Origin of the sequence: Lacinutrix sp. Hel_I_90 (assembly GCF_000934685.1) — a bacterium.
Classification (GTDB): Bacteria; Bacteroidota; Bacteroidia; order Flavobacteriales; family Flavobacteriaceae; genus Lacinutrix.
Genome location: NZ_JYNQ01000001.1, coordinates 386082 through 408255, shown reverse-complemented (window position 1 = coordinate 408255; position 22174 = coordinate 386082). Strand labels below are relative to the sequence as shown.

General features: G+C 34.6%; 21 protein-coding genes. 9 read left to right on the top strand and 12 right to left on the bottom strand.

Translation table 11 applies throughout. From position 1 onward, the window contains the following. Position 1: 1 nt before the first annotated feature. Positions 2 to 1342: a DEAD/DEAH box helicase gene (locus tag GQ46_RS01830; protein WP_044397827.1), complete on the bottom strand. Its 1341-nt coding sequence runs from the start codon at positions 1340 to 1342 to the stop codon at positions 2 to 4. 102 nt (positions 1343 to 1444) lie between these two features. After that, complete coding sequence (locus GQ46_RS01825; protein WP_044397825.1) at positions 1445 to 1636, bottom strand: cold-shock protein; 192 nt, start codon at positions 1634 to 1636, stop codon at positions 1445 to 1447. A gap of 255 nt (positions 1637 to 1891) precedes the next feature. Here GQ46_RS01825 and GQ46_RS01820 point away from each other — a divergent pair, with 255 nt between their 5' ends. The 5 genes from GQ46_RS01820 to GQ46_RS01800 are packed head-to-tail and all read left to right on the top strand — an operon-like array spanning position 1892 to position 6146. Continuing rightward, positions 1892 to 2470: a TetR/AcrR family transcriptional regulator gene (locus tag GQ46_RS01820; RefSeq protein WP_044397823.1), complete on the top strand. Its 579-nt coding sequence runs from the start codon at positions 1892 to 1894 to the stop codon at positions 2468 to 2470. A gap of 30 nt (positions 2471 to 2500) precedes the next feature. Continuing rightward, positions 2501 to 3133, top strand: coding sequence for an NAD(P)H-dependent oxidoreductase (locus GQ46_RS01815; RefSeq protein ID WP_044397821.1), 633 nt, complete (start codon positions 2501 to 2503; stop codon positions 3131 to 3133). Between the two features lie 11 nt (positions 3134 to 3144). Continuing rightward, positions 3145 to 4143, top strand: coding sequence for an NADP-dependent oxidoreductase (locus GQ46_RS01810; protein WP_044397819.1), 999 nt, complete (start codon positions 3145 to 3147; stop codon positions 4141 to 4143). Between the two features lie 26 nt (positions 4144 to 4169). Continuing rightward, positions 4170 to 5330, top strand: coding sequence for an iron-containing alcohol dehydrogenase (locus GQ46_RS01805; RefSeq protein ID WP_044397817.1), 1161 nt, complete (start codon positions 4170 to 4172; stop codon positions 5328 to 5330). A gap of 9 nt (positions 5331 to 5339) precedes the next feature. Then, positions 5340 to 6146, top strand: coding sequence for a type 1 glutamine amidotransferase domain-containing protein (locus tag GQ46_RS01800; RefSeq protein ID WP_044397815.1), 807 nt, complete (start codon positions 5340 to 5342; stop codon positions 6144 to 6146). Positions 6147 to 6226: 80 nt separating this feature from the next. Here the strand turns inward: GQ46_RS01800 and GQ46_RS01795 are convergent, their stop codons facing one another. Both GQ46_RS01795 and GQ46_RS01790 read right to left on the bottom strand, forming a co-directional pair. Next, positions 6227 to 7624: an NAD-dependent succinate-semialdehyde dehydrogenase gene (locus tag GQ46_RS01795; RefSeq protein WP_044397813.1), complete on the bottom strand. Its 1398-nt coding sequence runs from the start codon at positions 7622 to 7624 to the stop codon at positions 6227 to 6229. A gap of 18 nt (positions 7625 to 7642) precedes the next feature. After that, complete coding sequence (locus GQ46_RS01790; RefSeq protein WP_044397811.1) at positions 7643 to 8710, bottom strand: alkene reductase; 1068 nt, start codon at positions 8708 to 8710, stop codon at positions 7643 to 7645. Positions 8711 to 9026: 316 nt separating this feature from the next. Between GQ46_RS01790 and GQ46_RS01785 the strand changes: the two genes are divergently transcribed. Next, positions 9027 to 9314: a hypothetical protein gene (locus tag GQ46_RS01785; protein ID WP_044397809.1), complete on the top strand. Its 288-nt coding sequence runs from the start codon at positions 9027 to 9029 to the stop codon at positions 9312 to 9314. Positions 9315 to 9525: 211 nt separating this feature from the next. Beyond that, complete coding sequence (locus GQ46_RS01780; protein WP_044397807.1) at positions 9526 to 9798, top strand: hypothetical protein; 273 nt, start codon at positions 9526 to 9528, stop codon at positions 9796 to 9798. Positions 9799 to 9877: 79 nt separating this feature from the next. Here the strand turns inward: GQ46_RS01780 and GQ46_RS01775 are convergent, their stop codons facing one another. The 6 genes from GQ46_RS01775 to GQ46_RS01755 all read right to left on the bottom strand — a co-directional run bounded on the left by GQ46_RS01775 (position 9878) and on the right by GQ46_RS01755 (position 13880). Beyond that, the gene (locus GQ46_RS01775) at positions 9878 to 10297 is read right to left on the bottom strand and encodes an OsmC family protein (protein ID WP_044397805.1); all 420 of its coding nucleotides are present in this window, start codon (positions 10295 to 10297) and stop codon (positions 9878 to 9880) included. A gap of 21 nt (positions 10298 to 10318) precedes the next feature. Beyond that, positions 10319 to 11368, bottom strand: coding sequence for an NAD(P)-dependent alcohol dehydrogenase (locus GQ46_RS01770; protein ID WP_044397803.1), 1050 nt, complete (start codon positions 11366 to 11368; stop codon positions 10319 to 10321). A gap of 21 nt (positions 11369 to 11389) precedes the next feature. After that, complete coding sequence (locus GQ46_RS01765; RefSeq protein WP_044397801.1) at positions 11390 to 11896, bottom strand: peroxiredoxin-like family protein; 507 nt, start codon at positions 11894 to 11896, stop codon at positions 11390 to 11392. Beyond that, positions 11893 to 12051 carry a hypothetical protein gene (locus GQ46_RS17520; protein WP_156133067.1) on the bottom strand — a complete coding sequence of 53 codons (159 nt, stop codon included), beginning with the start codon at positions 12049 to 12051 and terminating at the stop codon, positions 11893 to 11895. The genes GQ46_RS01765 and GQ46_RS17520 overlap by 4 nt, the downstream gene beginning before the upstream one ends. A 456-nt stretch (positions 12052 to 12507) precedes the next feature. Next, on the bottom strand, positions 12508 to 13392 hold the full coding sequence (locus GQ46_RS01760; protein WP_231567310.1) for a YihY/virulence factor BrkB family protein: 885 nt from the start codon (positions 13390 to 13392) through the stop codon (positions 12508 to 12510). Between the two features lie 56 nt (positions 13393 to 13448). Then, a complete protein-coding gene (locus GQ46_RS01755; RefSeq protein ID WP_052503520.1) occupies positions 13449 to 13880 on the bottom strand; it encodes a PepSY-like domain-containing protein in 432 nt (143 codons plus the stop codon). Positions 13881 to 14105: 225 nt separating this feature from the next. On the opposite strand from GQ46_RS01755, the gene GQ46_RS01750 reads away from it, so the two are divergent. Further along, a complete protein-coding gene (locus GQ46_RS01750) occupies positions 14106 to 17009 on the top strand; it encodes a PEP/pyruvate-binding domain-containing protein (RefSeq protein WP_044397797.1) in 2904 nt (967 codons plus the stop codon). Between the two features lie 2 nt (positions 17010 to 17011). Next, on the top strand, positions 17012 to 18331 hold the full coding sequence (locus GQ46_RS01745) for a serine hydrolase (RefSeq protein ID WP_044397795.1): 1320 nt from the start codon (positions 17012 to 17014) through the stop codon (positions 18329 to 18331). On the opposite strand, the gene GQ46_RS01740 is transcribed toward GQ46_RS01745, so the two are convergent. Then, positions 18328 to 21096: an Npt1/Npt2 family nucleotide transporter gene (locus GQ46_RS01740; RefSeq protein WP_231567309.1), complete on the bottom strand. Its 2769-nt coding sequence runs from the start codon at positions 21094 to 21096 to the stop codon at positions 18328 to 18330. The two genes, GQ46_RS01745 and GQ46_RS01740, sit on opposite strands and share 4 nt — an antisense overlap. Before the next feature lie 69 nt (positions 21097 to 21165). After that, complete coding sequence (locus tag GQ46_RS01735) at positions 21166 to 22092, bottom strand: serine hydrolase (RefSeq protein ID WP_044397791.1); 927 nt, start codon at positions 22090 to 22092, stop codon at positions 21166 to 21168. Positions 22093 to 22174: the final 82 nt, after the last annotated feature.

The window sequence follows — 22174 nt, the reverse complement described above, 5'->3', positions numbered from 1 at the left end:
TTTAGTGTTTCTTTTTCTTTTTAGAAATGACAGGCTTTTCAGTAATGGTTTTTGTTTCAGCAATATAATTGGCCAAAATTTTATCAACCAATTCGTCTTTCGTTAAATGGTGGAAAATTGTTTTTATTTTCGATTTAAAATCTTCAGAAATGGCACGATTTGGTTTTGCTTTAAAAATCTTTTTTGCCCAGAGTAAACCGTTGTTTTCTTCAATACTTTGTGCATCTGCTTTTTCGTAACGTTTGAAAGAAATACCTAATTCTGCTTCAAACTCAGGAATGTCAACTACTTCCTCTTCTTGAATGACACTCAAGGCTAAACCGGTTGCTCCTGCTCTTGCGGTACGTCCGCTACGGTGCACATAAGCATCATAAGTGTCTGGTAAGTGGTAATTAACGACATAAGACACCTCTTTAACATCAATACCACGTGCGGCCAAATCTGTAGCCACCAAAATATCAATATGCCCTTCTCTAAACTGTGTCATGATACGATCGCGAATGCCTTGGGTAAGACTACCGTGAATTGCACCAGACGAGAATTTATTTATCGCTAAATTTTTAGCCAATTTATTAACGGCTGCTTTTGTTTTACAAAAAATAATACCGCGTTCGCCTACTCTAGCATTTAAAAAATGCATTAAAACATTTAGTTTTTCTATAGGTTCAACGACTACATATTGATGGTCAATCCCTAGATGACCAACAGTAGCCATTTCAACTTCAATCTGTACGACGTGTTTAGACAGGTTATTTTGAATCAATTGCTTTACTGTTCCTGGCAGGGTTGCTGTAAACAGCAAGGTTCTTCTGGTTTTTGGAATCGCTTTAACAATGCGTTCTAGGCTTTCTTTTAAAGCGCTCACCATTTCATCTGCCTCATCCAATACTAAATAAGCGCAATTTTTAATATTGATGGCGTCGCGCGCTATTAAATCTACCAAACGACCAGGTGTCGCTACAATTATATGCGTGTCGGTTTTTAAACGCTCTATTTGAGGTTTTATGGGTGTACCTCCACAGATGCTGGCTATAGAAATTTCTGGGCTATGGGCCGCAAAGCTCAATAAGTTATTATAAATCTGCTGGCCTAACTCTCTGGTTGGTGCTAATATTACTGACTGAATGTCAGTGTTGTCAACATCAATTAATTGTAATAACGGTAAGCCAAAAGCTGCCGTTTTACCCGTTCCTGTTTTTGCTAAAGCAACCACATCTTCTTTCTGGTTTAAAATCACAGGAATCACTTTCGTCTGAATAACTGTAGGTTCAGTAATATTTAAAGCTTCTAAGCTTTGTTGTAATGCTGTATTGATCCCAAGCTTGGAAAATGGTGTTGCCATAAAAAATAATTTTAGGCAAAGATAAGTACAGTTGTGGCAGTATTAAACAAAAAAGCCCACCAAAATGAATTGGTGGGCTTTTACTAAAAAGTAACTTATATGTTATAAAACTTTTACGTTTACTGCATTTAATCCTTTTTTACCTTCCTGTAAATCAAACTCAACGTCATCGCCTTCACGAATTTCGTCTATTAATCCAGAAATGTGTACAAAATGTTCTTCGTTTGAACCTTCTTCTGTGATGAATCCAAAACCTTTGGCGTCATTGAAGAACTTTACTGTTCCTTTACTCATTGTAATATATTTTAATTTAATAATTATTATATATAGGGCAATTAGCGTGCCACGATTCTGTTCTATATCAAATTCATCATTAAAACTAAAGAGGATCTAAAACTTAAATTTATAGCTCTCGATGTAGTACTTTCTTTTTCTCCACTAGCAACTCCAAAGTAGTTCTTTTAGAACCTGTTAACAAGATTATAAACTAATGTTAAAAAAAGAATGAACGTTCATTTTTATCGTATATTTGCACACTAATTAATTGTTATGCACGTATTAAGTAAAAGTGAGATTAAACGGGAAGCCTTGGTTAAAGCAACAATAACCTTAGTAAACAATAACGGGTTTCACGCTACACCAATGTCTAAAATTGCAAAAATGGCTAAGGTTTCACCTGCCACTATTTATTTGTATTTTGAAAACAAACAAGATTTAGTTAATAAAGTCTATATACAGGTAAAGGCTGCTTTCACTGCTTATGCTTTTGATGCGTACACGACTGATATGCCCGTGAAAGAAGGGTTTGAACTCATTTGGAAGCGCATAGCCAACTTTAAATTAAAAGAAGTTGAAGAAGCTTTGTTTTTAGCACAATGCGATAACACACCTGTTATAGATGAAGCTAGTACACAGGAAGGGATAAAACACTTACAACCCCTACTCGACTTGTGGGAACGCGGGAGACAAGAGAGCTTAATTAAACCACTCTCAGATTACATCTTGTATGCCTATACAATTAATCCCCTTTCATTTTTAATGATGATGCAAGAACGCGGTAGTTTTAAAATTAATAAAAACACCATAGAGGAAGCCTATCAAGCGGCTTGGGATAGCATAAAACAATAAATAAAAACATTAAGTATTAGAATATAAAATATGGAATTATTAGAAAAATTAAATTGGAGATACGCTACAAAAGCGATGAATGGTGAAACTGTACCACAAGAAAAAGTAGATAAAATTATTGAAGCGGCCCGTTTAGCACCAACCTCCAGTGGCTTACAACCCTTTGAAATTATCGTGATAACTAACGCAAAAGTAAAACAACAAATTAGACCTGTTGCTTGGGACCAATCGGTCATTACAGAATGTTCTCATCTTTTGGTATTTGCTGCTTGGGACACGTATACTGCAGAGCGTATTAATTATATGTTCGATTTAACGAACAACATCCGTGGCTTTAAAAATGAAGGTTGGGAAAATTACAGACAACAACTCCTAAATTCTTATCCACAAAAAGATACCGAAGAAAACTTTAATCACGCTGCGAAACAAGCATACATCGCTTTAGGCATAGCTATGGTAGCCGCAGCATACGAAAAAGTAGATACAACCCCTATGGAAGGCTTTGATGCAGAAGCTGTAGATAAAATATTAGGGCTAAAAGAAAAAGGGTTACGCAGTACTGTTATGCTTACATTGGGTTATCGTGCTCCAAAAGAAGACTGGTTGGATGACTTAGAGAAAGTGAGAAAGCCCATAGAGGATTTAATAACACTAATCGATTAAAAACAATTCTTATGACACAATCCATTTTATTCAAAAATAGACCGATAGGTAAACCAAAATTATCAGATTTTGAGTTTATAAAAGAAGACAATGATTTCAATATTAAGCAGGATGAATTACTTTTAGAAACTACTTATGTGTCTGTCGATCCCTATTTAAGAGGAAGAATGAACGATGCAAAATCCTACATCCCTCCTTTCGAGCTAGGCAAACCCATATCTTCTGGTATCATTGCAAAGGTTATGGCTTCAAAAGATGAAAAATTTAAAGTTGGAGATTTTGTCTCTGGACGCTTAGATTGGAAAACTCGACAAATTTCAAAAGGCGATGGTTTACTAAAGGTCGATGAAGAAAAAGCGAAATTAAGTGCCTATCTTGGTGTTTTAGGTCTCACTGGATTAACAGCCTATTTAGGTCTGAACGAAATAGGAAAGCCAAAGCAAGGAGAGACTTTGGTCGTTTCGGGTGCTGCAGGTGCTGTGGGAAGTGTTGTTGGGCAAATTGGAAAAATCCTAGGCCTTACCGTTATTGGAATTGCTGGAACAGACGAAAAAATAAAAATGTTAACTTCTGAATTTGGTTTTGACCATGCGATAAACTACAAGACCACTAAAGATATGAAAGCTGCGATAAAAACAGCAGCACCAAATGGTGTTGATGTGTATTTTGATAATGTTGGTGGTCCTATATCTGATGCAGTTTTGTTTAATATCAATCAATTTGCGAGACTGGTTATCTGTGGGGCTATTTCGGTATACAACAGTACAGAAATTCCTCATAGTGTAAGTGTTCAGCCCTTTTTAATAAAAAATAGCGCCCTAATGCAAGGCTTTATTGTCTCTAATTATACTGAAAAATTTCCGGAAGCAATCAACCAACTAGCGCGTTGGTTACAAGAAGGCAAACTCACCTATACAGAAACCATTGTTGAAGGTTTTGAAAATATTCCACAAGCTTTTTTAGACTTATTAGAAGGGAAAAAGAAAGGCAAAATGCTTGTTGAAATATAAATTTTAAAGCACTAAAAAATAATAAAATGAACAATTTTGAATTTAAAAATCCTACCAAAATTATTTTTGGAAAGGATACCATAGACAAATTAGCAAATGAAATTCCTAACGATGCTAAAGTCTTATTACTTTATGGTGGAGGAAGCATTAAGAAAAACGGCATTTACGACCAAGTAAAAATGGCTTTATCTAAAGTAGCGGTTATTGAGTTTGGCGGTATTCCTGCAAATCCAGAGTATGCCGTATTAATGGATGCTTTAAAAGTCATTAAACACGAAAATATTACGTATTTATTAGCCGTTGGTGGCGGGTCTGTCATTGATGGTACTAAATTTTTATCTTCAGCTGCCGTTTATGAAGGTGAAACACCATGGGATATTTTAAGCAAAAACATTAGAACCGAGAAAGGAATGCCGTTTGGTGTTGTGTTAACACTTCCAGCAACCGGATCTGAAATGAATTCTGGTGCTGTCATTACAAGAAAGGAAACCAAGGAAAAACTAGCAATGGGCGGACCTGGTTTATTTCCTGAGTTCTCAATATTGGATCCTCAAGTTATTACGTCTATTCCAGAACGTCAATTAGCAAATGGTTTAACAGATGCTTTTACTCATGTTTTAGAGCAGTATATGACCTACCCAATAGGCGCCATATTGCAAGATCGTTTTGCTGAAAGCATTTTACAAACCTTAATTGAAGTCGCTCCTAAGGTATTAAAAGATCCAACAGATTATAAGGCGGCTTCCAATTTTATGTGGAGTTGCACCATGGCTTTAAACGGATTAATACAAAAAGGGGTGCCAACAGATTGGGCTGTTCATGCCATGGGGCACGAGTTGACTGCTTTATTTGGAATTGATCACGCCCGTACTTTAGCCGTAATTACTCCAAGTCATTACAAGTTTAATTTTGAAGCCAAAAAAGAAAAGTTGTCACAATATGGCGAACGTGTTTGGAATATAACGGAAGGAAGCATAGACGATAAAGCGTATGCTGCCATTGAAAAAACAGAAGCATTTTTCCATGAATTAGGAATTGACACTAAGTTATCTGATTACACTAAAGATTACGAAGGGACTGCCGAAAAAATAGCACAACGTTTTACAGATCGTGGCTGGTTAGGATTAGGTGAGCATCAATCGCTATCACCAGATAACGTAGAAAAAATAGTAAAAATGGCTTATTAATTTAAAATTATGAAAATAGTAAAAACATTAGCCTTGGCGCTAACAATCATTACAGCTTCAAGTTGTAATGAGACTAAAAAAGAGGAACCTTCTGAAAGCGTTTCGGAAGAAAAAACAGAACTTAAAAAAGATAAAGAAATGAACGTATTATTTGTATTAACCTCTCACGATAAATTAGGAGACACAGGAAAAAAAACAGGGTTTTGGGTTGAAGAATTTGCAAATCCATATTACACATTAACAGACAAAGGTGTTAACGTAACACTGGCAACTCCAAAAGGCGGAAAAGCGCCCATTGACCCAAGCAGTACTGCAGCAGATGCTACCACCGAAGCAACTGAGCGTTATAATAAAGATACACAAGCTCAGAATAAAATTAACAACACAAAGGTTTTAGCTGAAGTCAACCCTAAAGATTATGACGCTGTATTTTATCCAGGAGGTCATGGACCATTATGGGATTTAGCAAATGACAAACACTCAATAACCTTAATAGAAACTTTTAATAAGCAAAACAAGCCTATTGCCTTTGTTTGTCATGCACCAGCAGCTTTAAAAGGGGTTAAAAATGAAGATGGTTCTGCTTTAGTAAAAGGCAAAAAAGTGACTGGGTTTACAAATTCTGAAGAAAAAGCAGTGGGTTTAACAGATGTTGTACCTTTTTTAGTTGAAGACATGTTAAAAGAAAATGGTGGTATCTACTCGAAAGGTGATGATTGGAGCGTACATGTTTTACAAGACGGTAATTTAATTACAGGACAAAATCCTGCATCGTCTGAATTGGTTGCCGAAAAATTATTAGAAGCGATTAAATAAGCATCTTAGTAGACAAATTAAAAAAGCCTGTAAACATTAAGTTTACAGGCTTTTTTTAAGTTATAACTAAAAGTCCGCTTCTAATTCTTATTTAGCAGAATAGATTTTGTGTTCACGAACTCCCGAATACCAAATCCGCCATGTTCCCTGCCATAGCCTGAATCTTTAACTCCCCCAAAAGGCATATTAGGATGTGCTAATCCGTAAGAATTAATATTAATCATACCAGTATCGAAATGCATTTTAGCTAAGGCTATGGCTTTATCTTCATCTTTACTAAAAATGCCACCACCCAAGCCAAAACGACTATCGTTAGCAATGCGCATGGCATCTGTATCATCTTTTGCTTTAATTAATGAGGCTACCGGTCCAAAAAGCTCTTCATCGTAAGCCGGTTGCCCCGGTTTCACGTTTCCTAATATTGAGGCAGGATAAAAATAACCAGTACCATCGGGCATTTCTCCACCACATAAAATTTCTGCGCCTTTTTTGAGGCTCTCCACGACCTGTTCGTGAATAGTATCCCTTAAATCTTTTCTTGCTATAGGCCCCAATTTTGAATCTGAATCCTTAGGGTTTCCATAGTTTATTTTTTGCATGCCTTCCACAAAAGCGTTTTTGAATGCGTCATAGACCTTTTCTACAACAATAAAACGCTTTGCCGCTACACATGTTTCTCCATTATTATAAACACGTCCCTGAATACAGGTTTTTACTGCCAAAGCTATATCTGCATCCTCTAAAACTAGATAAGCATCATTACTTCCTAATTCTAATACCGTTTTCTTTAGTGCTTCACCAGCAATTTTAGCAATGTGTTGTCCGGCACCTGAACTGCCTGTAAGTGTAACGCCACGAACTAAATCATGGGTTATAATCTTATCAGACAAATCGTGATCTAAAATTAAAACAGTAAAAATGTTTTTTGGCACACCTGCCTTTTCAAAAATGGTCTTTAGCCTTAAAGCTGTACCAGTAACGTTTTGTGCATGTTTTAATAACACGCCATTTCCAGCCATAAGATTAACAATGGCGTAACGCACCACTTGATAGGTAGGGAAATTCCAAGGTTGAATACCGTAAATAACACCTATTGGTGCCTGTTGAATAATCCCCTTACCTCCATTGGGTAGTGTACGCTCTTCATCTTGTAACTGTTTCATACCTTCTGTTGCGGTGTATTCACAAATACCAGAACACAGCTCTATTTCCTGATAACCATGCGTAATGAGTTTGCCCATTTCCTCAGTCATAAGCTCTGCTAATTCCTCCTTATTGTTGTCTAAGGCTTTGCCAATGGCTTTAATGATTTTTGCGCGCTCCTCTAAGGGTTTTATTTTCCAATTTAGAAAAGCTTCATGACATGATTTAACAGCAGCGAAGGCTTGTTCTTCAGTCATAAAATCATAGTGTTTAATAGATTTTTCAGTTGTTGGGTTTATGGTTTCAAATCCTTTTTCTTTTTTATCGTTACTCATAACTTTCTTTTTTATTGATTAATAATCTGTATAACCTTCAGCTCCAGAAGTATAAAACAAGGCTTCTTTTGGCTTCGTTAACGCTTTACCGTGTTTTAGTTTTTCTACTAAATCGGGGTTACTTATAAATGATCTGCCTATGTAGGCTAAATCAAAACCATGAGCTAACACCTCTTGCGCTTTTTCTTTAGAATCGATTTCACCACCAGTAATAACAGTACCCGCAAAAGCTCCTTTTATAGTTTCTTTAATATCAGTTTTAAATTGGGGAGCTCCCATTTCCCCTCTGTGGTCTACAATATGAATATACGCGATGCCTAAGGCTTTAAGTTCAGTCGCTAGGTACACATAAAGCGAAACTAAATCATCGTAATCTGATTGCATATCATTCATTTCTCCATAGGGAGAGAAACGTATTCCTACGTTTTCTGCTCCAATAGCAGCAACCACTTTCTTCACTGTTTCTATAACAAATCGTGCTCTGTTTTTAAAATTGCCCCCATAATCATCTGTTCTTAAATTTGATTTCGGATTTAAAAATTGTTCCATTAAATAGCCATTCGCCGAATGTAATTCAACGCCATCTACTCCTACTCTTATAAGATTCTGAGCACAATTCACATACTCCTGCTGGGTGGCTTCAATATCTTCGTGAGTCATTTTTTTCGGTGTTTCATGTGCTACTAATCCCTTTGTGTCTGTCATCATTTCACCAGCAGCTTTTACTGCACTTGGCGCTATTGTTTCACCCATTTCTGGTAAGTTCTCTGAAGAAGTTACACGTCCACAATGCATTAACTGTAAGAAAAACACACTTCCTTTTTCATGTATCGCATCAGCGATAGCTTTCCAACCTTCTATTTGAGCTGGCGAATACGCGCCAGGAATTCTAGGATAACCTAAACCATTAACAGAAGGCGAAGTCCCCTCTGAAATAATTAAACCTGCTCCAGCGCGCTGTCTGTAATAGTTTGCCATAAGGGCATTTGGAATATTATCGACTGCTCTGGAACGCGTCATTGGCGCCATGACAATTCTATTTTTTAATTTTTTATTCTTTAGATCGAAAGGTTCAAATAGTTTCATATGTTTTTTTTTGTTCTTTCCTAAAGTTAATATTCATAATTTCTAATACCAATCATTTAAGAATATCTTATGAGTAGAAAACCAAATGAGCTCTAAATAATATGATATGTGCTAGTTACGCAATAAGCTGTTTGAGGATTAATGCTTTTTGCTTTACCTAAAAATCAAACTATCAGACAAATAATTATACTATCGTATAAGCAAATGAATTAATTTTTTATTTTTTTAAAGTAAGGTCTCTCTTAGTTTTATAATACATTATTAGTGTTTTTAATGGAATTAAAAACCTGTTATTTATTAATTTAAAACTTGAACTATGAAAGCAAAAGATAAAAAAGAGTACAACTCAGAAGTAACCAAAGACGACTTACAGGCATTAAGAGAGCGAAAAGAAAATACGAGATCAGATGGTGGTGATGATCGTTTACTTAACAACGAAAGAAAAAAAGCAGTTGATTTTTCTGGAAAGGATTTAGATATCCCTGGTCGTGACTCGCCTAAGACTAAAAAGTCTGCCACTTTAAAAGATGAGGAAAATGAATTATATAGTCAAGGAGGAGACGGTAATGAAGACTTGGAGCGTAATACAGACCATTTAACATAGTAAAATACATCAGTCATACTTTAGAAAAGAGCCTGCAAAATTGAATTCAATTTCGCAGGCTTTTTTTTATTTAACTTCTTATCCATGAATAGAGACACTTCGTCTTTTAATCGAAAAAAGTAAAACCTATAGCCAAAAGTTTTGGATACAATCATTTTAATACCGAATTTCGCCTCGTAAACAAAACCCAAATATTAATATTAAAATTCCTATGGAAGCCAACTTATCTTTATTTAATCAAATTAACAGTTTGTCCTATTGGTTCTTACTAGAAAGCAATTACAAGAGTTCTATTGTTTTTGATGCAGAAAAGGACACCTATTATGTTAGTATTAAGAAAAACGGACAACCATTATACTCGCACCACATTAGCCATTTCAGCTCTAAAAACAAGCGTTTTTTACAATTTGAACTGGTAGCTATCGTTAATAGTTTATTACACATAAAAGAAACGGTAATGATTCGCCTTAGAAAAAGCAGTTAAATCCGTACTATATTATTTTATAAAGAACGCCACATGTGTGGCGTTTTTTATTTGTTATATTTTATAGCTTTAGGTACTTCTAACTTTCTAAAGTCACCACTAAGGTGATTTCAGCTTTTAATAATTTAGATACCGGACAAACGTCTTTAGCCTTGTTGCTAATCTCTTTAAATTCTTTTTCGCTAATTCCTGGCACTTTTCCTTTAAGATCTAAATCTATAGTGGTAATTTCTCCGTCTTTAAAAGTGACTTTGGCGTCTGTATGCAAATGCTCTGCTGTATAGTTATTTTCATTCAATAAAAAACTCAATTGCATCGTGTAACATCCAGCATGAGCAGCTCCAATAAGTTCTTCTGGGTTTGTGCCAATCCCATTTTCAAAACGGGTTCCAAAATTATATTGCGCTTCATCTAAAACACCGCTCCCAGTATTTATTTGTCCTTTTCCTTCTTTGCCTGTTCCTTGCCAGCTCGCTGAAGCTTCTCTTGTAAATTTCATAATTTATGGTTTTTTTGTTGGTTAATTTTTTAAGCTCTTCATATCGATCACAAAACGATATTTTACATCACTGTCTTGTACTCTTTCAAAAGCCTTATTGATGTCTTTCATATCTATCATTTCTACCTCCGACACAATATTATGTTCACCACAAAAATCCAACATCTCTTGAGTTTCCTTAATACCTCCTATTAGTGATCCCGCTACTCGTTTTCTTCCCATAATTAAGTTTCCACCATTCATAGGCTCTAAAGGCTCTATGGCGCCAACCATTACCATGGTTGCATCACGTTTTAATAAGTTCAAATAGGGATTAATATCATGTTTTACCGGAACAGTATTCAAAAGAAAATCGAAACTATTTTTATGCTTTTTCATGGCTTCATCATTTTTGGAGATTAAAACGGCATCTGCCCCTAGTTTTTTAGCATCCTCTGCTTTTTCTGGTGAGGTCGTTATCATGTACGTTTCTGCCCCCATAGCATGCGCGAATTTAATTCCCATATGCCCTAAACCGCCAAGACCAATAACGCCTACTTTATCTCCTTTTTTAATCTTCCAGTGATTTAGAGGTGAAAATGTAGTAATACCAGCACATAATAATGGTGCAACGGCTTCGATATCTAAATTTTCAGGAATACTGAGTACGAATTCTTCTCTAACAACGATACTTGTTGAATAGCCTCCAAAAGTTCGTTTGCCTGTATGTATATCTTTACCATTATAAGTGGCCACCATGCCTTCTTCGCAAAATTGCTCTAAATCCTCTTTACAAGCACTGCATTCTAAGCAGGAATCCACCATACATCCTACTCCAACTAAATCGCCAGACTTGTAGTTTTTAACATTATCTCCTACTTGTATTACTTTACCTATAATTTCATGCCCTGGAACTAATGGGAATTTGGAATTTCCCCAATCATTTTTAGCGGCGTGAATATCACTATGACACACACCGCAATATAAAATATCAATTTCAACATCATTCTCTAAAATATCACGGCGTTCAATTGACATTTGCCCTAGATCTGCGCTTTTACTTTCTGTTCCGTATGCTTTAACTTCTTTCATTTATTCTGTTTTAGTTTAGTATTATGCTTCACCTCTTGCTGGGTAATCTTTTTCAACAACAAAATCAATAGCTTTTAAAATAGCATCAAATTCTGGTCTTGCAAATGGCATTGATTGTAATGATACAGCGTACAAGGTCTGATCTGGTTTAATTAAAAATAAGCCAGGCTCGATAAAGGTGTCTGGTTCTGCTTTAATGCCTTTTGAAATATATAAACCTAATGTTCTTGCCGCTTCTATAGAAAAATTATAACCCACAGGTATGTCTGCTATGTTCCAATCTTTATAGGTTTGCTTCGCTATTTCTTCAGTATCGCTACTTATTGCGATGACGTTTACTCCTTTTTCTATAAATTTACGCAATTTACTTTGTAATTCTTCTAAATATTTTTTGCAGACAGGACAATGCATTCCTCTATATAAAACTACCATTGTAAATTGTTCTGGCATTTGCTCACTAAGTTTCCATTGTGTGTCATTAACTAAATCAATAGCTAACTCGGGCATTTTCTCTCTTGGTTTAATCATCGTTTTTTTTTAATATTTAATTTTCCTTCTTCTCCAATTCTTGGTTGATCACCAGTAGCAGTAGCCACTCCCATTTTAAATAATGTTACTAATTTATTGTGTTTTGATTCCCAGTAATGTGCTTCCTTAGGTTTGAATTGATTAGTTGGCATCATTCTGAAATCAATAGCTTAAGCAAATGCTTTGACTTTATCTTTTGCTTCATCATGATCTAAATTATTTGTGCTCATAATTATTGTCTTGTTTTTATCAAAGTTATGAATCACAAATTATTGACCTTATCTCATATACTTGTTATGTTAGCCTTATTAATTAGCTAAAGTTAAATATTTATTAAATTCAAATGGATTATGAAGTGCTCAGAAGGTTTTAGTAAATCTTTGAATAGAAAATACGCCTCATTCAAAAGAAACTATCACTAACAGCAAAACACAGGCATATTTTTTAAATGCCTCATCGTATTACCAAGAAAACCGCATTTAAGTTGCTGCATTTTTACTTTAAATATTTTAGCTATTTTTTAATAAAACAGGACTCATTTCTGAATGCTCACCAGATAGAGAGGCAACTACTAGAGCATTTAGCTAAATGTTATAAAACTTAGCGTTTAATTATTTTTTAGGGGGCTTTTTCAAAGCTTGATTTTTTACATTTAAAACATATTTATCTGAATAGACTTTTGTGAAATGTGCCCCATAAAAAAGAATTAAACTAGAATAGGAAACCCATAACATAATAAGAATAATTGAACCCGCTGCCCCATAAGTAGAACCTGGCTGCATGGTACTAAAATAAATACCTAACAGATATTTTCCAATAACGAATAGTATTGAGGTTAATGCCGCACCAACTCTAACTGATCTCCATGAAAGTGTATTGCTTGGTAGGTATTTGAACATCGCTGCAAACAATAAGTAAATAAAGCCTAAAGAAATAATGATATCAAAAATGTACAGAAAATCTATAAAATTATCAGGGAATAAGGAGTGTAGCCTTTTGCTAAATGTATTTAACAAGGAGGTCATCACAAAACTAATGAGCAGTAAAAAACCAATAATTAAAATGAATCCGAAACTTTTCAATCTACTATAGATTAAAGCTAAAAAGCCATTGGCATAGGTTTGCTTGGATTCCCAAATTTTATCAAAAGCTTCTTGTAACTGAAAAAAAACACCTGTAGAACCATAAATTAGAGTCCCTATACCAACTATTGTAGCGAAAACTGAAGTCGTTTCGCTACCCTGATCTACAAGCATCATCCTTATAGACTCGGCGGTTTCGCTCCCTACAGCCGCGGAGATTTCGTCTAAAATTTCTCCTTGAACAATTTTACGCCCCCAAATAGCTCCAACAATATTAAAAATGATAATCATTAAAGCAGGGAGTGATAATATAGCATAATAAGCTATAATAGCACTAAACTGAAACGGATTGCTATTATACCATGCTTTTGCTGCTTTTACAATAAGTGAAATGGCATTTTTTATTTTAAACACTGGTATATATTATTTTTTTATTCTAACATTCTAAATTTTCATCCTAAATAAGATAATCATTTTACCTCTTCTCCTGAAGCTCGAAACTCAACATCTTTGTTTTTGCCTTTTCGCTTAAATTCTACGTCGTAGAATAAACCTTTAGTAGCCGATTCGACTTTTTCAATTTCAGTAATAAATTCGCTACCATAATTCTCTTTAAGAGCTGTAACAATAGGCTCTGGCAAATCCTCTTTTTTAATATTGGTTTCTGTTTCTATCCAATTCCCTGTTGGAGAGAAATCTGCACGGTATTTTATACCATCAATTTTAAAATGAGATTCATAATTGCCATGAGAATCTATTTCCCAATCTGGATCATTTTCCCCAGGATATTTAGTTTGAAAAGCTTCTTTAACTTCTTTTGGCGTCTGACTTTTTACTGTATGATGACAAGCAAAAAAAGTCATTATAACAGTTGTAAACAATACAATCCCGTTCCTTTTCATTATTTCAAGTTTTATATTTTTTCTTTTAGAATCTCTCACAAAGCTAAAGACTGAAAATTAAAAGTTTAACAAATTTATCTTAAAATAGAGAAGAAAATAGTCCATAAAGTGCATTTGGGTTAATATTTGATAGGGTTTGCGATAAACAAAGCGCTAATGTTATTATAAAACACAAGGTAATTGTGGTATTTTTAAGATAATTTTGTACGCACTAACAATATAAATATGCATAAAACGATACTTTCAATTTTAATGGTATTTTTTGCCTGTAATCTTTCAATTCAAGCACAGCAAAAATCTACTAAACATATACAAGAACTCATTGAGGCTTATAAAAAAGATCCTCGCGGGCCCTACCACCGCATTAAATGGTTTTGTAAAAATGGAACGGAACGCGAACCAAAGGATCCCTGTCCAGATAGTATTGGAGGAGGCATTCAACATGCTAGCTTTAAAACAGCTGTTCTTGATTTAAGAAAATCCAATCACTTGTTTTTTGGTGAAATTCTTGCAGGTGCTAAAAAACCTGAATTTCTTAATAAAGAAGACAATTTCAGTCGCCTAAAACAATACCAATTAGGTAAGTACCTTGCCAGTGTTGATGATGGGTGGATATTACGAAAAGCACAGTTTTACAGAGGTGCTATACAAAGTGAAGATGAAGAGATTTGGGGAAAAGATTTTTTTGAGTGGCTGCTTAAAGATGAGCAATTTATCCGTGCTAATTATTATTTCATTCGTCAGGCACTAAAAGATATTCCACATAATGGCGACGACAATGTTGCGCAGTTAATGCGTAGTCAAAGTAAAACGATTTCTGAAGACCTAAGTAAATTTATGGATATCCGCACTAAAATTCATGGGCAACCTGAAATTACAGATATTAATCTTGTAAAGGATTTTATGGTTGAAAATAAAATTCCTTCAAATTTAAAGCAGGACTTTGATGATTTAATTGCGACGATGAAAAAATTCTATGAACCTATTGATTTTGTAGTTCTAGAAAAGGAAATGAAACGTTTGCCTGCTTCCAATACAACGACAACAAAAATTCAGACTTTTATTGCTGATAATAAAGTTAAGCCATCGGCGGCGGCTTTTGTTTCAAATCTTGCTACTATTTTAGTTGAAGTTCGCCAGAACATTAATACCTACAGTAGCAGTAAGCACAGGCTGTTACTTCTTGATTTTTCGAATCAATTAGAGCATACTTTACTAACAGAGACTCAAAAATGGGAAACGACTACTCTAGGTGAAAACGTAGACAAAATCAACAGTCTAATCTGTGCTGCCATGGGCACAGGATTAATTGAACCTTGGGAATACGATGCTATTGAAAGCGAGATTTCTAATAAAATAGCTAAAGATGCCTTAAGTATTGCCCAATTAAATGAATTACTCACCACTAGCAGGAGCGTAGTAGAATGGAGTGTCGCTATGGTCAAAGCAACCTATCAAGAAGAAGTTAATAACTATGCAGTTTTTGAGCCTTTAGCTTATGGATTTATTGATGATCGTGTACGCAGTAGTATTGCTTTGAGTTTAGGAGAAACGGTTAGTGCTCTTGGTGCCTTCATTTCAAAAACATCAAATTTAAATAACAATGTCATGAACATTGAAAGCCAAAGTGCTATTCGCGGGTTAAATCCCGGCTATGCTTACGGTGAGTTGGTTGTTGTTGATGGTAATCCAGATGCGGTTGACGTAAACAGCAATAAGATTTATATTTTTGAAAAACCACCTTCAGACTTAAAACCAGTTGCAGGTATTATGACGGTCTCTGAGGGCAATTTAGTCTCTCACGTTCAGTTATTGGCAAGAAATTTAGGCATTCCAAATGCTGCTTTATCTTATGATAATTTAAAAGCGTTAAAAAAACATAACGGTAAAAATGTATTTTATGCTGTTTCTAATAAAGGCAATGTTATTTTAAAGGCTGAAGACGCAATGTCTTCCGAAGAAAAAGAGCTCTTCAGCAAAAAAGAGCGCAATAAAAATGTTATTGCGGTACCAGTAGATCAAATTAGGTTAGATGTTTCTAAGGTCATTACTATGCGTGATGTTGATGCGACAGATTCTGGTAAACTGTGTGGACCTAAAGCAGCAAACCTTGGTGAGTTGAAGCAATTATTTCCTGATCAAGTTGTTGATGGCTTAATTATTCCTTTCGGGATTTTTAGATCACATATGAATCAACAAATGCCAAATACAGGAAAGACCTATTGGGAGTACTTAAATGACACTTTTGCAAAAGCTAAAATATTAGCCGAACGCGGTGAAAGTGACTATGAGGTTGAGAAATTTCAGTTGGAGGCTTTAGATAAATTACATAAAGCTATTCTTAATATACCCTTATCTATAGCATTTACTTCTGATTTAAAACAAAATTTCATAACGACATTTGGAGGTCCTATTGGTAATGTGCCTGTGTTTTTGCGTAGCGATACGAATATGGAAGATTTAAAGGAGTTCACAGGTGCCGGTCTTAACCTAACGCTATTCAATATTAAAGATGAGGACGAAATTATTAAAGGTATTAAACGGGTTTGGGCTTCGGCCTATACTGAACGTAGCTTTAAATGGCGCCAAAAATACCTAAGTAATCCAGAAAATGTTTTTCCTTCTATTTTAATCATTCCTAGTGTAGATGTAGACTATTCTGGGGTGATGATCACAAAAGGCATTAATTCCGGAAATGATAATGATTTAACCGTTGCTTTTAGTCGCGGCGCTGGCGGTGCTGTAGATGGCCAAAGTGCAGAAACACGATTAATTACATCACAAACAAACGTTTTATTAGCGCCCGCAAGACAGTCTGATTATATTAGGTTGCCAGAAACAGGAGGTACAAAGCAGTATATAACCACTTTTGACAGCCCCATCTTAAATGAGCAAAACATCGCAGACATTAGAAAATTGGCAGCAAAAATAAGAACAACTATCGCTAAAGATTCTGAGAATAAAAATCAAGCCTATGATGTAGAGTTTGGTTTTAAAGACAATAAATTGTGGTTGTTTCAAATACGACCATTTGTAGAGAATAAACAAGCGAAAAGTTCGGACTACTTAGCCTCTATTTCACCTAAAATTGAAGAAAATAAAATGATCAAACTTTCAGAAAAAATATAATTATGAAAAAAATATTCTATATCACTATTGGATTGTGTATTGTACTCTCTTTTGGTTTTATCTCCTATCCTATTGATGGTTATGAGCGTACAGGCATAAAGCGTTTGTATCAACTACAAAAAATGCAAATAGACAGTGTGCCCTACAATCGTATTCCTTTTGGAGCCTATAAAAAGCTTGATGAAATCAAGTTGAATTTAGCGTCTCGTACTGAGGATAGTATTAACGATTTATTAGTTTCTGATTCAGACTTTCAAAAACGAATAAACCGCTTAATCCCGAGTGGCGCGTATTCGGTATCTGTTTTAGACATGACAAACCCAGACGCCCTAAAATACGCCGGACATCGTGAAAATGTTGGCTACCAACCAGGAAGTGTGGGGAAGTTAGCAGTACTCAATGCCGTATTTACACAAATGGCAAAGGTTTGTCCGGATTCTTGGGAGGACCGCATTATGTATTTGAAGGACATTCAAGTATCTGCCCGTTATTGGGGAACTGGTGACCACCATACGATTCCAATTTATGATATTGAAAAAGATAAGCTAATTAAACGACAGGTTATTGCTTCTGATAAATTTTCATTATTTGAGTGGCTGGATCATATGGTTTCTGTGAGTAATAATGGAGCGGCAAGCGTCATGTATCGTGAAGCGATGTTGATGGCTGCATTTGGCTCTGACTATGTAAATTTAACAGAAGAACAAGGTGAAAACTATTTCAAAGAAACGCCTAGAGATTCACTCACTAATTTGGCAAATACGGTAGTAAACCAACCTCTAAGAGATTTAGGAATCTCTGAAGATGAATGGAGACTTGGTGGTTTCTTTACACGGCCTCCTGGAAAATATGTTGGCAGAAAAGGTGGAAGTATTGGTTCTCCAAAAGGCTTAATGAAATGGTTAGTGAAGTTAGAACAAGGTAAAGTTGTTGATGAAAATTCAAGCTTAGAAATGAAGCGTTTAATGTATTCTACAGACAGACGTATTCGTTATGCCAGATCTAGTCGTTTAGATAGTGCTGCTGTGTATTTTAAATCTGGAAGCTATTACAAATGTGATCGTGTTAAAGATCCTAATTGTCGAGACTATGCTGGGAATGTGTTTAATTATATGAATTCGGTAATCATTGTTGAACACCCTAACGGCATCAAGTACATTGTATGTTTGATGACGAATGTGCTGAATAAAAATTCAGCTGGCGCTCACATGTATTTAGCAAGTAAAATAGACGATCTCATTACAAATGACAATGAAAAACCAGAAGAGCAATTAAATGAGAATTATAAAGACACAGAAGACCAAGGCGGTGGTGATAATTAACGCCTAACATCTGTTAAACTTTCAATAGTATCATGAGCAAAATATTTAACCTCTTTATTAAGGTGATTTTTTAAAGGGGTTATTAAAGCCACATAGCTTTTATCGTCCAGAACTTTTATAAGGTGTAAAAGTTCTAATTTAATACGTTTACCACGCTTTCTGAGGAGTCTAGAAATATAGACTTTCTCAGGGAGCGTTTTTATTTTCAGTACAGCGGAAAGCAAATCTTCTTCTTCCATTATAGCATACTCAATTAAGGGTAAAACTTTTGTTTTAAGCTGACTTTTTAACAAGTTATCTAAAAACTCTAAGGCATTCACTTTAGCTTCACTTACATCACTTAACACTCCTGAATAGCTTACTTTAATATCTGCTTCATCATAAATAATGCTCAGTAATTTAAAGATACAATTTAAGCTTGTTTCTAATTGTTCTTCAAGAACATCTGTTAAGCTTTCTCTCGCTATAAGCACTTCTATATCGTTGTCATTTTTGGGCTTAAGAGCCGTGTTTTTTATATCTTTTTGTATAGAAAATATAGCATCAATTGTGTCTTTATAGTATTTACTTTCTTTTATTATTTCTCTTTTTAAAATCCGTTTATTAAAGTATAAATTCTCATTTCTAGCTTTTAGCTTTAATAAAGAGCGAGACACTTGCAACCTAATAATTACATCGTTACTGTTTAATAACTGCAATAGCACCTGAACTGCATTTTGAGTTCTAAAAGACTGAACAACTTTAGGGAGTTGTTGTTTTACATTATCTCGGAGTACTTCAGATTTATCATAAACTAAAATGTTTTTTGTTATACTAGAACCATAATGCTTAAGTGCTTTTATCGCTGCTCTTCTATACTCCTTATCGGCTAGGTACTCTAATAAATTTTCAATAAAACGCTCATTTGCAGTAATACCAGCTGCTTTGATAGCATGCTTTACAATATAAGGATCACGGTTATTCAAATGAACCGTTATAAACGTGTAATATTTTTGAATTCCTGAATAAGCAATAGTGATTAACAACTCTGCCACAGCTTCTTTTCTACTAAACCCTTCGGGAGTGTTAAGTGCACGAACCCGATCATCAATTCTTTTATTAAGATCGTATTTTTCACTAAGTTTTGTGTTTTGTTCTGCCTCTTTAGCTAAACATAAAAGTGCTGCATTCGAAATATAATCAATGTCATGATTTAAATATTTATCAAAAAAATGATTGGCATTACTGTCAGAATGATGAATAATATAATCTAACGCTGTATAAACTAAGTCATCGTCTTTTTCATAAACTAAAGCTTCTACTTTTTCAATTGCTGTACCTCTATCGTATTTAAATAATTGCTTAATGGCTTCCGCTTTAACTTGATGTGAAGGGTGTTCCAGTAAATTAATAATACTCGATTTTAAAGCCATGAGTTTATAATCACTCAATTGCTCCAGCAAACTTAAAATATCTTGAGATTTTTCAGCATTTAATATTCGCCTCGCAGCTACTATAGTTGTTTCGTAACTTTTATTTCGCTTGACATTATCATCCTTAGAAACTAAGGTACGCTGAATATTCGTTCTAAATGAATTAAAATAAGCCTCTCTTAATCTATATATTAGAACTATCCAAATGAAGACAAAAAGAATAACAATTACTGTAATATAAGACGTGCTTAATTCTAATTTTTTTATTAAAAAAATCAACATAAAACCTGCTATACCAGTAGCCACACTATCTACAGCTACGTCTATAAATGATTTTGCCTGATTTTTTATATTATATGGTATTGGCATTATAGACAATTCCACTGCCGCTTTATTCAAGGATTGTTTAAAACTACCATCAATACCTTTTATAATCACTAAAACCCATAATTCTGGGAAAGTTAAAAACAGTAAACAGCCTAAAGCAATGCCCAATGGAAGCACCAATAATGTTGTAGACACACCAAAACGACTTAAAAATCTATTGGTAATGAATAACTGTAAAGCCAAAGCAATAACATTAAATGTTGAAAACCAAAAACCAAAAAACGAGGCTAACTCGTTGGTGTCTTGGATTGCTTTATTTGCAAAATCACTAAATTGAAAATCAACTAATTTAGCTACAATCACACTAATTCCTGTAATGAGTGCTAAATACGTTAAATGCTTAGATTGTGAAATTATTTTTATTGAAGAGGACTGTGCATTATTATCATTATATTTTCGTTGTCTTCTTATAAAAATATTCATTTTAAGAATACGTAATTTCCATATTTTTCTAAGTATTGGAATACAACAAATTATTAGTAGTGCTGCTGTAAACATAGCGGCTTTATTCCCATAAGAAGACACTATAATACTGGTTAAATACCCACCAAATATGCCACCCGCTATCGCTCCTGCACCAATAAATCCAAATAACCGTTTAGCTTCACGTGCGTTAAATACCATGTTAGCCAGAATCCAGAATTGTGACGTCGCTATCACGGCAAATAAGGAAATTCCTAAATAATATAAATACAGTACCCAATTACTTAAGACGTTAAAATGAAGTACAGCGCTTAACGCTAAAAAACCTAAACTAAAAAAAACCAATGTGGTAATTGTTACTTTAAGAAGCGAAAACTCTCTTATCGCTTTATTATAGAGAAAGGTTGTTAATACAGCAACTAAAGCGACCAGCAAGTAGCCGTATGGTAATTGCTCTGCCCCCAATCTATTTAGAAACAACGCGTTAACGGTAGGTTTAACAATAAGTAATACAGATATAATTATAAAGATATATAACTGCATTAAAAAAGAGATGTATATTTCACCATCTCTTAGTCCAAATGTTTTATTTATTATCCTTTTTAACAAGTCTTAATTATCTACTACTCTGTTTTTTAATGTCCGTGATTTTTTTAATACTTTTTCTATAGGAACTATTAAATTTCGAATGATTTGCTCTCCTAAATTATCGTCTAGTAAAGCAACAATAATGTAACGTCTTTCTGGACCCCAAACTAAAGCAGAATCTGCATGAAAATTCTTCCAAGATCCAGACTTTCTATAAATAGTTGCTTTAGGAGCCACTTTGTCTAAAGTATTTACAAATTTATGATGTAATGCTGGATCTTTCATAATTTCCAACATTTCTTTAGAGCGCTCGGTACTAATTAGATTCCCTAGCACCAATTGATAGTAAAAACTACAAACCTGCTTTGTGGTGGCTGCATGACTCAAGCCTTTCATAGGCTCTGGATATCTTCTTCCTCCAGCAGCATAGCGTTTTCCAACCCAGAGACCACCGCCAACTTCCTCATCATATAATTTATTACCAGGTGCTCTTAAAACCGCTTCTATTTTCTCGTAACCAACACGGTCAATCATTCTTGTAGACGCAGCATTGTTAGATTTACTAATCATTAAACTCAAGTCATTCCTAATCTCTTTTGAATCCTTCAACTCGCCTTTGTCTATGGCATCCATAGCAGCAAGTAATATGGCGATTTTGGGCAGGCTAGCCGCATACATCATGTTCTCGTCGTTAAGCCCTGCATACCTAATATCCTTCAGGTCACTTAAGTCTACAATGCCTATAGACATTTTCTTATTTGAAACTAATTTTTTAAACTGTGAATTAGAATTTATCTGAGTCTCAAGTAGGGTTTGCAGTTCTTTATTTTGCAACTCCATTAAAGGATCAATTTCAATCCCAGTTACGATTGGCAGTGTTTGCTGTCCAAAACCTAAGAAAGCTAAAAGTAAAAATACTATTGTTATTTTTAATTTGGGGATGTTATACATATAGTTCTTTTTTTTATAATTCTTAATATATTATAAATATTCCGTAAATGTAAATGAATATCCATAATTTAGTGTTAAATTC

Coding starts and splice junctions, on each gene's coding strand:
- GQ46_RS01830 (WP_044397827.1), bottom strand. CDS start 1,342: ATGGCAACACCATTTTCCAAGCTTGGGATCAATACAGCATTACAACAA.
- GQ46_RS01825 (WP_044397825.1), bottom strand. CDS start 1,636: ATGAGTAAAGGAACAGTAAAGTTCTTCAATGACGCCAAAGGTTTTGGA.
- GQ46_RS01820 (WP_044397823.1), top strand. CDS start 1,892: ATGCACGTATTAAGTAAAAGTGAGATTAAACGGGAAGCCTTGGTTAAA.
- GQ46_RS01815 (WP_044397821.1), top strand. CDS start 2,501: ATGGAATTATTAGAAAAATTAAATTGGAGATACGCTACAAAAGCGATG.
- GQ46_RS01810 (WP_044397819.1), top strand. CDS start 3,145: ATGACACAATCCATTTTATTCAAAAATAGACCGATAGGTAAACCAAAA.
- GQ46_RS01805 (WP_044397817.1), top strand. CDS start 4,170: ATGAACAATTTTGAATTTAAAAATCCTACCAAAATTATTTTTGGAAAG.
- GQ46_RS01800 (WP_044397815.1), top strand. CDS start 5,340: ATGAAAATAGTAAAAACATTAGCCTTGGCGCTAACAATCATTACAGCT.
- GQ46_RS01795 (WP_044397813.1), bottom strand. CDS start 7,624: ATGAGTAACGATAAAAAAGAAAAAGGATTTGAAACCATAAACCCAACA.
- GQ46_RS01790 (WP_044397811.1), bottom strand. CDS start 8,710: ATGAAACTATTTGAACCTTTCGATCTAAAGAATAAAAAATTAAAAAAT.
- GQ46_RS01785 (WP_044397809.1), top strand. CDS start 9,027: ATGAAAGCAAAAGATAAAAAAGAGTACAACTCAGAAGTAACCAAAGAC.
- GQ46_RS01780 (WP_044397807.1), top strand. CDS start 9,526: ATGGAAGCCAACTTATCTTTATTTAATCAAATTAACAGTTTGTCCTAT.
- GQ46_RS01775 (WP_044397805.1), bottom strand. CDS start 10,297: ATGAAATTTACAAGAGAAGCTTCAGCGAGCTGGCAAGGAACAGGCAAA.
- GQ46_RS01770 (WP_044397803.1), bottom strand. CDS start 11,368: ATGAAAGAAGTTAAAGCATACGGAACAGAAAGTAAAAGCGCAGATCTA.
- GQ46_RS01765 (WP_044397801.1), bottom strand. CDS start 11,896: ATGATTAAACCAAGAGAGAAAATGCCCGAGTTAGCTATTGATTTAGTT.
- GQ46_RS17520 (WP_156133067.1), bottom strand. CDS start 12,051: ATGATGCCAACTAATCAATTCAAACCTAAGGAAGCACATTACTGGGAA.
- GQ46_RS01755 (WP_052503520.1), bottom strand. CDS start 13,880: ATGAAAAGGAACGGGATTGTATTGTTTACAACTGTTATAATGACTTTT.
- GQ46_RS01750 (WP_044397797.1), top strand. CDS start 14,106: ATGCATAAAACGATACTTTCAATTTTAATGGTATTTTTTGCCTGTAAT.
- GQ46_RS01745 (WP_044397795.1), top strand. CDS start 17,012: ATGAAAAAAATATTCTATATCACTATTGGATTGTGTATTGTACTCTCT.
- GQ46_RS01740 (WP_231567309.1), bottom strand. CDS start 21,096: ATGCAGTTATATATCTTTATAATTATATCTGTATTACTTATTGTTAAA.
- GQ46_RS01735 (WP_044397791.1), bottom strand. CDS start 22,092: ATGTATAACATCCCCAAATTAAAAATAACAATAGTATTTTTACTTTTA.